General features: G+C 57.0%; 11 protein-coding genes. 6 read left to right on the plus strand and 5 right to left on the minus strand.

The genetic code is table 11. The features are described 5' to 3' along the window. Positions 1–66: 66 nt before the first annotated feature. Positions 67–813: an iron-containing redox enzyme family protein gene (locus H7993_RS20550; protein ID WP_185795484.1), complete on the minus strand. Its 747-nt coding sequence runs from the start codon at positions 811–813 to the stop codon at positions 67–69. A gap of 141 nt (positions 814–954) precedes the next feature. On the opposite strand from H7993_RS20550, the gene H7993_RS20555 reads away from it, so the two are divergent. Then, positions 955–1821 carry a LysR family transcriptional regulator gene (locus H7993_RS20555; RefSeq protein ID WP_185795485.1) on the plus strand — a complete coding sequence of 289 codons (867 nt, stop codon included), beginning with the start codon at positions 955–957 and terminating at the stop codon, positions 1819–1821. 64 nt (positions 1822–1885) lie between these two features. Here H7993_RS20555 and H7993_RS20560 read toward each other — a convergent pair whose 3' ends face one another. The 3 genes from H7993_RS20560 to H7993_RS20570 all read right to left on the minus strand — a co-directional run bounded on the left by H7993_RS20560 (position 1886) and on the right by H7993_RS20570 (position 4397). Next, positions 1886–2425 carry a cysteine hydrolase family protein gene (locus tag H7993_RS20560; protein WP_342214358.1) on the minus strand — a complete coding sequence of 180 codons (540 nt, stop codon included), beginning with the start codon at positions 2423–2425 and terminating at the stop codon, positions 1886–1888. A gap of 160 nt (positions 2426–2585) precedes the next feature. Continuing rightward, a complete protein-coding gene (locus tag H7993_RS20565; protein ID WP_185795486.1) occupies positions 2586–3593 on the minus strand; it encodes an NADP-dependent oxidoreductase in 1008 nt (335 codons plus the stop codon). A gap of 3 nt (positions 3594–3596) precedes the next feature. After that, positions 3597–4397, minus strand: coding sequence for an SDR family NAD(P)-dependent oxidoreductase (locus H7993_RS20570; protein WP_185795487.1), 801 nt, complete (start codon positions 4395–4397; stop codon positions 3597–3599). 144 nt (positions 4398–4541) lie between these two features. Between H7993_RS20570 and H7993_RS20575 the strand changes: the two genes are divergently transcribed. The 4 genes from H7993_RS20575 to H7993_RS20590 all read left to right on the plus strand — a co-directional run bounded on the left by H7993_RS20575 (position 4542) and on the right by H7993_RS20590 (position 8272). Further along, the gene (locus H7993_RS20575) at positions 4542–5111 is read left to right on the plus strand and encodes a TetR family transcriptional regulator (protein WP_185795488.1); all 570 of its coding nucleotides are present in this window, start codon (positions 4542–4544) and stop codon (positions 5109–5111) included. Between the two features lie 111 nt (positions 5112–5222). Then, positions 5223–5993, plus strand: coding sequence for a hypothetical protein (locus tag H7993_RS20580; RefSeq protein WP_185795489.1), 771 nt, complete (start codon positions 5223–5225; stop codon positions 5991–5993). Positions 5994–6143: 150 nt separating this feature from the next. Next, a complete protein-coding gene (gene katB / locus H7993_RS20585) occupies positions 6144–7670 on the plus strand; it encodes a catalase KatB (protein WP_185795490.1) in 1527 nt (508 codons plus the stop codon). A 56-nt stretch (positions 7671–7726) separates the two neighbouring features. Further along, positions 7727–8272, plus strand: coding sequence for an ankyrin repeat domain-containing protein (locus tag H7993_RS20590; RefSeq protein WP_185795494.1), 546 nt, complete (start codon positions 7727–7729; stop codon positions 8270–8272). Positions 8273–8375: 103 nt separating this feature from the next. Here the strand turns inward: H7993_RS20590 and H7993_RS20595 are convergent, their stop codons facing one another. Continuing rightward, entirely contained in the window at positions 8376–9626 is a 1251-nt protein-coding gene (locus H7993_RS20595) for an IS256 family transposase (RefSeq protein WP_185795491.1), read from the minus strand. Positions 9627–9759: 133 nt separating this feature from the next. Between H7993_RS20595 and H7993_RS20600 the strand changes: the two genes are divergently transcribed. Then, entirely contained in the window at positions 9760–10467 is a 708-nt protein-coding gene (locus tag H7993_RS20600) for an endonuclease NucS domain-containing protein (RefSeq protein WP_185795492.1), read from the plus strand. The last annotated feature ends 243 nt before the right edge of the window (positions 10468–10710 follow it).

Consider the following 10710-nt stretch of genomic DNA (forward strand, 5'->3'; position numbering starts at 1 on the left):
GAGCAGGTAGGGGTTTTGTCTTTTCCGGCGTGGTATTCCACGCCTGGCTGTCGGGTAGCCCTCGACTTAACGGGGACGATACCCCATTGCATGGGCAATGCCATTCCAATACTGCTCGGTAAGGGTCATGAAGTCGTAGAAGCCATCTGCCAACGCAGCAAATTCATCGTCGTTGCGGCATTCGAGTGTGGCTGCGTGAATGGCCTGGATCTTGTGGTCCTTTTCGGCATTACCGATATGGACGTAAAAGTACTCGCAGTGTTCGTGGAACTCGTCGTTTGAAGCGTAGAGGTGCTGGTAGTGCCGCACGCCTTCGTACAAACGCGTGAGCATGGAGAACGCCAACCACTCCTGTGCCAACAGGGTACCCAGGATGCGCTGGCAGCCTCGTTCAGCAGGGTGACGGGTATACAGGGTTTGCTGTTCTTCGATGAATTGACGAGTACTGGGCAGGATCAACTCATCACTCAGCTTGGTCACTGGCTTGTAGACAACGGCCACTCGGCTGAGTAGATCGGTTAGAAAGTTCTCCAGCAAATGGATGTGTGCTTTCTGAGGCTGGCCGTAGCCATACTCCGAGTACAAGTTCTTGGCGATTTCGACGCGTGCGCACAGGTTGTCGGTGTGCAGCAGCGTCAACGCGATCATCGTCGGGGTTTGCGAAGTTCTTACCAGATAATTCTTGGCAAACAGGGCCAGTTCGTCGAAGGACAGGGGTGCTGCCATCCAGCGCTCATAGAATGCATTGTTCAGAGCCCCATGCTGATGCACGGAGGTCGCAAGTTTAGTGATCTCTTCATAATAACCTGACATGCGCAGCTCCTTATTTGTAACCTAGTGCTTCGAAGTTGCCGTTTGGTTTTTGGTATCAGCTTGGCATTGGCAGTAGAATCCACGGGCAAGGGGACTCGCACAACCAACAAAAAATGAATCAGTGATTCACTCGAGGTGTATATGGATATTTCGCAATTGCGCATGCTCACCGCTATCTACAAAGCGGGAAGCATCGTCAAAGCCGCCAAGTCCGTACACTGCGTACCATCGAATGTCACTGCGCGCATGAAGGCTTTGGAAGCCGAAGTTGGATGTTGCCTGTTGAATAGAGGCGACAAGGGCGTGGAACTAAGTGCTGCGGGTAAACACCTGCTTATGCATGCAGAGAAAGTACTGCAGGCCTTTGGCGACGCACAGTCTTGTTTCAACGACAGTAAAACATTTGGCGGGACTTTGAAGATAGGGGGTATAGATTCCTTCGTCAGTACGCGGCTTGCGGGCATCGCTGCAGCATTCGAGCGGGACTATCCGCAGGTTATTCTGGAGATCGTTACCGATACCTGGCCAGAACTCGTAGAACACGTTCTGGACGGGAAGCTGGATGTAGCAGTGGTGGCGATGGACACGGTCAACCCGAGACTTGTCAGCCGCAGATTACCCGGTGATCGACCGGTGCTGGTTTATCCGCAGACGTGGTTGCAACACGGACCCTTGAATCTGAACAATAGAAAAGTCCTGGCGTGGCCTGAGGGTTGTCCGTTTCACGCTGTTGCGCAGGCTTGGTGCGAGGAGTCATTGCAAGGGGTGGAATGGGTGGTATGTGGAAGTTGGGGGGGCATTCTGACGTGCGTCGCGCAAGGCATAGGCATGGCGGTGGTTCCCAGAGGCGTCTACTGCAACCACCGCGCCCTCGAAGGACTGGCCGTCTGTGACGCACTCGAGTTCGACAGCGTGGACAACTTTCTGCTGACCCACAAGCGCACTGATGGACATCCGGTCAGGGAAGGGTTCGTACAGATGCTGTGCGCATCCGTACATTCGAATTGAATGCACGGACGTCACGCTAGGCTGCGATCGAGTTATTTACCCAAGGCAGCAGACGTGCCCACAGTCAGCTGGCGAAATCGACCGCTGCGGTTTCCTGCGCCTGGATGCGTACACCGAAGCTTTTGATGCTCGGCAGCGTGGCGGTATGGTGAGCGATGATCTGCGCCGCATCGGCATGCGCCTTGGACTGGGTGGTATGGGCGTCGCTCACCAATGTGATTTCGTAACCCAGGCCTGCGCCACGACGGACCGTCGTGTCCACGCAGAACTCGGTCGCATAGCCGCACACTACCAGGTGAGAAATATCGGCTTGCTGCAATAGCGGCTGAAGATCGGTCCTGAGGAAAGAGTCGGGCGTGGTCTTGTTGACGTAGTGATCGGTGTCGGCTGTCACAAGCCGATGGTCGACTTTCCAGCTGTCACTGCCGCGCACCAAAAACTCGCCATTGGTAAGTTCGTGCTGAACGAAGATCACCGGAACGTTTTCAGCTCTGGCACATGCCGTCAGTGTGTTGATGCGCGCTATCACTTCAGCGGCGAAGGCGGGAGCTGGGTCCGCCTGGAACAGGCCTTGTTGTACATCGATGACGATTAGCGCTTTCACGGATTTCAAGTCCTTTGAATGAGATGAGAAGCATCGAACCCGGCCCGGCCAATGCACCGGGATGGGTACGAGTTAGCCTAAGCGGTTGTACCTGATGGGTCCATGTGCAAATCGTTGACTGTGAAAAACTTCATCCATGCGCAACTTGATCCAAACGGTGCTAGGAGCGCCGTAGCTCGATTACCACTTTCCCCTTTGCGCGGCCGCTTTGAACATGGGCGAAGGCATCTGCAGTGGCCTCGAAGGGATAGACCTTCTCCACCACGGGCGTGATGACACCGGCTTCAATGAGTGAAGCTATCTCCCCGAGCTGACCTCCGTCCGCACGCATGAACACGAAATCATAGGACATGCCCCGCTGCCTCACCTGGCTGCGAATGCGCGAACTCAACACGCGCAGGACTTGCGTCAAGGTCCAGCCGAGTCCCTGCCTGGTAGCGAATTCCACGGTCGGTGGGCCTGAGATCGAGATCAGTCGGCCGCCCCGCTTCAAGACCTCCACTGACTCGCCCAGTACGTCTGGACCCAAGCTATTGAGCACAATGTCGTAATCGTGCAACTGCTCGACGAAGTGCTGAGTCGTGTAGTCGATCACCTGGTCAGCGCCGAGGGCCTTCACCCACTCGACATTGGCCGTACTGGTGGTAGCGGCGACATAAGCACCCAGGTGTTTGGCGAGCTGTATCGCCACAGTGCCCACACCGCCGGATCCTGCGTGAATCAGAACCTTCTGGCCGGGTGTGACTTTTGCGGTTTCAACCAGTACTTGCCAGGCAGTCAATGCCACCAGGGGCAGCGATGCCGCCTGGACCATGGTCAGGTTGACGGGTTTGTTGGCCACACAGGTTTGATCGATGGCAATGCGTTCGGCGAACGTGCCGATACGCGTTTGATGGACCCGGGCGAACACATCGTTGCCCGGTTTGAAGCGGGTTACGTTCGTGCCCACTTCGAGCACCGTGCCTGCCACATCATTGCCCAGTATCAGCGGCAGGGTGTAGGGCAGGATGAGCCTGAACTCGCCGCTGCGAATCTTGACGTCCAGCGCATTGACGCCCGCCGCGTGTACCTGCACCAGGACATCGTCGGCCGCCAAGGTGGGCTCTGGCATGTCAGCTATCCGGCCGATGACACGTTTGCCGTAACGATCGATGACAAAGGCTTTCATGGGTTATTGCCCGACAGGGGCAGAAGTCAGGTAGCGCTCGGCTGGACTTGCCTGGCGTAGATCCGAAAGCAGAAGGCGACGAGTACCTTCCAACGCCTCCCAACGCTCGGCCACGTGCAGCGGTGGAATGGTCACAAGCTCGCGACGGTCGTAGCCCACCAAGGCGGCGTTTACCAGATCATCCACCTCCATGATTTCCGGCAAGGTTGCAATATCGATCCCGGAGTGCTGCCAGATCTCGGTGCGGGTGGTTGCGGGCAGTACGGCTTGCACGTAGACGCCCTTAGGGCCCAGTTCCGCCTGCAGGCCCTGGGACAGGAACAATACGAAGGCTTTGGTGGCGCCGTAGACGGTCATTTGCATTTCCGGGGCGAGCCCTACGACCGAGCCGACGTTGACGATACTTCCAGCGCCCGCTTGAGTCAGGCGCGGAGCGATGGCTGCCGCCAAGCGGGTCACTGCGGTGACGTTCAGCGCCAGCAGGCTGTCGAGAGCAGTGACGCGCTGTTGCAAAAAGCCGCCTGACTGGCCTACGCCGGCATTGTTGATCAAGACACCGATGCTGGCATCTTCGGTCAAGCGTCGTTCTACTTGCGCAAGGTCTTCAGCGCGGGTGAGGTCCGCCTGGATGACATCGACGTTCACGCCGCTTTCTTCGCATAACTGTGCAGCCAGGACGTCCAGGCGTTCGCGATTGCGCGCTACCAGTACCAGCGCGTGGCCACGACTGGCGAAGCGTCGTGCGTAGGTAGCGCCGATGCCGCTGGAGGCGCCGGTGATCAGTACTGTAGGGAGATTGCTCATGGGGATTCATTCCTGGGAGAGACGCGCGGCAAGGATGGGCAGTGACGGTTTTATGATGATGATCGAAATCTAAACGGTCAAGCGTTTTGATGTTGATCAACATCAATGTATGCTTGTCCCTGGTTCTATTTCACAGGCACCGGCATGAAAGTCTCCAAGGCACAGGCGCAGGCCAACCGTGCGCACATCGTTGAAACCGCCGCCACCTTGTTTCGCGAACGGGGTTACGACGGCGTGAGCGTGGCTGATCTGATGGCAGCTGCTGGCTTTACCCACGGTGGTTTCTACAAGCATTTTCGCTCCAAAGCAGACCTCATGAGCGAGGCGGCGGCGTGTGGTTTCGCACAGATGGAAGCCAGTACCGGTGAGGCGGAACGTGCAACGCTGATCGGGCGCTACCTGTCGCGCGAGCACCGCGACGCACCTGGTGATGGCTGTACCCTTGCCGCATTGTCGGCCGATGCCGCACGGCAGCCCGAAGAGATCAAAGCGGTGTTCGCGCAGGGAATGGAACGGCTGTTGGCCAACGCGACGCCCGTTGACCCCGATGCAGACAAGCTCACGCAGCAGAGCGCGCGGGCCGAACGAATCAACGCACTGGCGCATCTGGTCGGCGCATTGATGCTTTCCAGAGCCTGTCCGGATGACTCCGCGCTGGCTGACGAGATCCTGGAAACCTGCCGGGCACATGCGTTGGCGCAGGTGGAGGGTTGAGGAAACTGCCTTAACGTTGCGTCTCATGTTCCGTATGAGGAACGTGCTGCGAAGCGCCGTGCTACGCGTATGCCCGATAGCAATTCGAATCTACTTACGTGAGTGTTCACCATGACTTACCCAAACCCCACCACACTGTTCGTAGGCTGGGACGTAGGCGGGTGGAATTGCGATCGAAACCCGGCGAGCCGCGATGCCTTGGTCGTGTTGGACGCTGAGCGCCGACTCGTGGGCAAGCCGTGGCGGGGTAATCTGCGGCGGACGATCAACCAAGCAAGTTCGACCGAGCAATTCGTTGATGGGCTGTTGAGATTGTGTGAAATAGATCCAGCACTTCACCAGGCGCCGCGCATGCTCATGGGCATCGACACTCCGCTCGGCTTCTCCAGGCCTTTCATAGACCTCATTACCCGTGGCATCGCTGTGCCCACCGTTGGCGAATCATCCAGCAATCCCTACCTGCACCGCCGCACCGAGCATTTCCTGTTCGAACGCGGGCTTTATCCGCTGTCGCCGATCAAGGACATGATCGGAAGCCAGGCGACCAAGGGCATGCATGTGCTGGGGCGATTCGCACCCATTCGTGAAGCCTGTGGCGTATGGACGGACGGGCAAATGCTGCGGGCGATCGAAGCCTATCCCTCGGCATGCAAACGCTCGGCGTGTATCGAGGCCTTGCGGGTGCCTTTCCATGTCGAGGAGGTGAGTGTGCCGCGAAGTTTCGTGCCGGGGTTCGAACATGTCGATGCACAGGATGCGCTGACCTGCGCGCTGCTGGCGTGGGCGTTCGAGCACAGGCCGCAGTGGCTGGCTCAACCGATGGCGGATATCGATCCGGTGGAGGTGTGGATATTCGTGCCGGAGGATGGGTTGCGGGCGTAGGCAGTACCGGATCAGGGGTACGGGTCCGTCCAATAACACCGGCAGGCATCTTTGCCTATCGGGCCAATAGGCTCTTCCAATTTAGCCATGCTGGTGGCTGCCGTTACCCTCAAGGTTTCTTCATAACATAAGAAGCGTGAGGGATTCACTATGAAAATCAGAACCTTATCAGGGTATGCAGTCACCGCGTTAGCCATCGGCATATTTTCGTCATCCGCTTTTGCCGACACCTTGACCCGCGATAACGGTGCCGCCGTTGGTGACAATCAGAATTCACAGACGGCCGGACCCAACGGGCCGGCGCTGCTTCAAGACGTTCAGCTGTTGCAGAAACTGCAGCGCTTCGACCGCGAACGCATTCCGGAGCGCGTAGTGCATGCCCGCGGTACCGGCGTGCATGGCGAGTTCGTCGCGTCCAGCAACATCAGTGAGTTGACCAAGGCCAAGGTGTTCACGCCAGGAACCCACACACCGGTGTTCGTGCGCTTCTCGTCGGTCGTCCACGGCAACCACTCGCCGGAAACGCTGCGCGACCCACGTGGTTTCGCGACCAAGTTCTATACGGCGGACGGCAACTGGGATCTGGTCGGCAATAACTTCCCGACCTTCTTCATTCGTGACGCGATCAAGTTTCCAGACATGGTGCACGCGTTCAAACCCGATCCGCGCACCAACCTCGACGACGACTCCCGTCGTTTCGATTTCTTCTCCCACGTGCCGGAAGCGACGCGTACCCTCACGCTGCTGTATTCCAATGAAGGCACGCCTGCGGGTTATCGCTTCATGGACGGCAATGGCGTGCACGCCTACAAGTTCGTCAACGACAAGGGCGAAGTGCACTACGTGAAGTTTCACTGGAAGAGCCTGCAAGGTCTGAAGAATCTGGACCCGGATCAGGTTGTGCAAACCCAGGGCAAAGACTACGCGCACATGACCCATGACCTGGTGACCGCAATCAACAAGGGCGATTTTCCCAAGTGGGACTTGTACATCCAGGTGCTCAAGCCTGAAGACCTGGCCAAGTTCGCCTTCGACCCGCTGGACGCGACCAAGATCTGGCCAGACGTGCCGGAGCAGAAGATCGGGCAGATGGTGCTGAACAAGAACGTCGACAACTTCTTCCAGGAAACCGAGCAGGTTGCCATGGCACCGTCCAACGTGGTGCCGGGTATCGAACCGTCGGAAGACCGTCTGCTGCAAGGCCGTGTGTTCTCGTACGCCGATACCCAGATGTACCGCCTGGGCGCCAACGGCATGAGCCTGCCGATCAACCGTCCTCGCGTGGCCGTCAACAACGGTAACCAAGATGGCGCCTTGAACAGCGGTCATACCACCGGTGGGGTGAACTACGAGCCGAGCCGTCTTGCGCCGCGCCCCAGTGACGACAGTGCGCGTTATAGCCAAACGGCTTTGAGCGGTACTACCCAGCAGGCGAAGATTCAGCGCGAGCAGAATTTCAAACAAGCGGGCGACTTGTACCGCTCCTATTCGCCCAAGGAGCAGCAGGACCTGATCAACAGCTTCGGCGGTTCCCTGGCTGACACTGATACCGAGAGCAAAAACATCATGCTGTCGTATCTGTACAAAGCCGATCCGGCCTATGGCACAGGTGTAACCAAAGTTGCCAACGGCGACTTGGAAAAGGTCAAGCAGTTGGCCGCCAAGCTGCAGGACTGATGCATCCGATCACCGGCCGTGCAACAACGGTCGGTGATCTTCAGGAGCAAAACCTAATGCGCTATTTCATTCCCTGGATCTGCTCGGCGATGATGCTTTCAACGGCGGCCTTCGGCGATGCCGCACCGCCCCCCGATACCCGCCAGCAACTTCGTGAACTGTACTTCGACGCCGCACGTACCGGCAGCACCGACCGTTTGGGCACGTTCATCGAGGCTCATTATGATTTGGACACCCGCGATGAAAGCGGCTACACCGCACTGATTCTGGCGGCCTATCACGGCCAGACTGCGGCGGTGGAGCAGTTGCTGGCGTCTGGGGCTAATCCGTGTAGCCAGGATAAGCGCGGGAACACTGCGCTGATGGGGGCTATTTTCAAAGGTGAAGTGAGCATCGCTCATCGGCTGCTCGGCGCAGACTGTGCGCCGGATGAGCGTAATAACTCAGGGCAGACGGCGGCGATGTATGCGGCGCTGTTTCAGCGCAAGGATATTCTTGAGGCGTTGGCGGCAAAGGGGGCGGATTTGGATGCGCGGGATGATAGGGGAAATGATGCGCGATCGTTGGGGGAGGGGCGGTTTAGTTCGGTGCCTCTGCGTTGAGCTGTAGCGCTGGAGTAAGTGGGTATGTCATTAGCCCCGTACGGGACTGTCAGATTTTTTGTGTGCGGGGCGTTAACGGCCTGCCGCCAGGCAGGCCGTGCTTTTACCAGGTCGGCCTGATAAATCGATCTCCGTACAGAATCGCGAATTGATTCATCGCACTCTTCAAATCATGGGCCGCTGAGCCGCAGTTTGCCGTGATGTTGCGTAGCCCAAGCCAGATCAGTTTCGTCGCCGCATCATCGGTCGGGAAGTGGCCGCGGGTCTTGATGATCTTGCGCAGCTGAGCGTTGATGCTCTCGATGGCGTTGGTCGTGTAGATCACTTTTCGGATCGCTGGCGGGAAAACAAAGAATGGAATCACTCGATCCCAAGCCCGACGCCAAGCCGCCACTACTGTTGGATACTGCTTGCCCCATGGCCCGTTTTCAAACGCATCGAGGGCTTGCTCAGCCGCTTCGGCGGTGACCGCCTGATAGATCGGTTTGAGCGCCTTCGCCAGTTCGCGACGTTTATCCCAAGCCGCGTAATCAAGGCTATTGCGGATCAGATGAACGATACAGGTCTGCAATGTCGTATCCGGGAACACGGCTCCAAGGGCTTCTGGCATGCCTTTGAGGCCATCGGTGACGGCAATTAGTACGTCTTCGACGCCGCGTGTCTTGAGGTCGTTAAAAACCTTCATCCAGAACTTCGCGCCTTCGGTATTTTCTATCCAGATGCCGAGGATATCGCGCGTTCCGTCGGGCAAAACGCCTAAGGCCAAGTAGATCGCCTTGTTGCGAACTAGCCCTTCTTCACGGATCTTGACCCGCAGGGCATCGAAGAAAATCACCGGATACATCGGCTCTAGAGGCCGCTGCTGCCATGCGCCGATCTCGGCTATGACCTCGTCGGTTACCGAGCTAATGAAGTCGGGCGAAACGTCCGTACCGTACTGCTCGGAGAGGAATGCACGGATTTCTCTGACCGTCATTCCACGGGCATACATGGCGATGATCTTGTCGTCAAAACCGGTATAACGGCGCTCGTGTTTGGGGATCAGGATGGGCGCGAAACTGCCGTCCCGGTCGCGCGGAATATCCAGTCGGATGGGGCCATCTCCGGTCAGAACCGTCTTGCCACTTTTGCCATTGCGCTGGTTGGTCTCATCCTCGGGGCGCTGCGCGCCCGGCGGATAGCCCAGGTGATGGCCGAGTTCGGCACCCAGAGCTCGCTCGATCAAAGCCTTCTTGAACGCCGCAGAGGCGTCCTCGATGGCTTCCGCGGTCATCATCCCTTCGCTGAACTGCTCAAGCAGTTCTTTTGGGATTTTCGGTAGCTTCCGTAACTCGGGTTTCTTTTTGATTGGCATACATGCACCTCTTACTCATGTTATGCCCGAACACAAAATTTCTGACACCCCCGCGAGCGATGGCGCAACATTGGCATTCTCATCCCCACCAGCTAACCTGCCAGTCTTAGCCATCAGTCATGGACGCCGCTAGATGCAGCCACCCAAGAAATACTCTGTTGTTTTGGTCGATTCAGATGGTAGGCATACGCTCTACCCGATGAAAGAATGGTGCCGTCAGAACCCCAATGAAGCACCACCTATCGATCCAAATACGAATTCTCAGCAGCTTCGTCGTGCATTCACTCGAATAGGATGGGTAACTGAAGAAACTGAGACACAGGTTCTGGTCCTTCATCCCGGTACACCTAAAACAGCTATCCAATCCATCGAAGACGAAGATCTGGCTCTTGGAGACGAAGACACGCCAGATTCAGATCGAGAAACAGTTTTTGAACTGGAATGGCAGCTACGCGACTTCATATCTCACAACATCGAATCCCTGAAACTGGAAGGCAAATCCCTTCGCCTCTATGTCGACCCTCAAGGTCGTGATGGAGTTGAATACCCTACCGAAGTTGGGCCAATCGACATACTCGCACTTGATTCAGATGACGCGTTCGTGATTTTTGAACTGAAACGTGGACGTGTTGCAGATCGTGCCATCGGTCAGATCAGCCGCTACATGGGCTGGATCAATAAGAACCTTGCGCACGGGAAGATGGTGAAGGGCGTCATCGTTGCGAAATCCATCAGCTCAAACCTACGTCACGCTATCGTAGCAGTGCCTAATGTCTCGCTTTTTGAGTATGAAGTAGCGTTCAGCCTGAACCAAATCCTTGAAGCAGATGGACCATGTTAGATGAAATATGAGGAGTGAATAGCTCCAGCTTTCGTAGACCCATCAATTGACCGCCGCTGGCCGCTTCCCGACGTACACGAAGCGCTGAAATCGGCTCATAACGGACCCTCGCCTAGGTCCACATACAGCCAGAAGTAATCTTTCAATGCTCTACAACAACAGTGGGGATTCACCATGCAGGATCACGTACTCAAGCGCATCGATGAACTGATTTCGCGGGGTAATGCCGCTGCCCGGTCACAG

It is taken from the genome of Pseudomonas baltica (assembly GCF_014235765.1).
Classification (GTDB): domain Bacteria; phylum Pseudomonadota; class Gammaproteobacteria; order Pseudomonadales; family Pseudomonadaceae; genus Aquipseudomonas; species Aquipseudomonas baltica.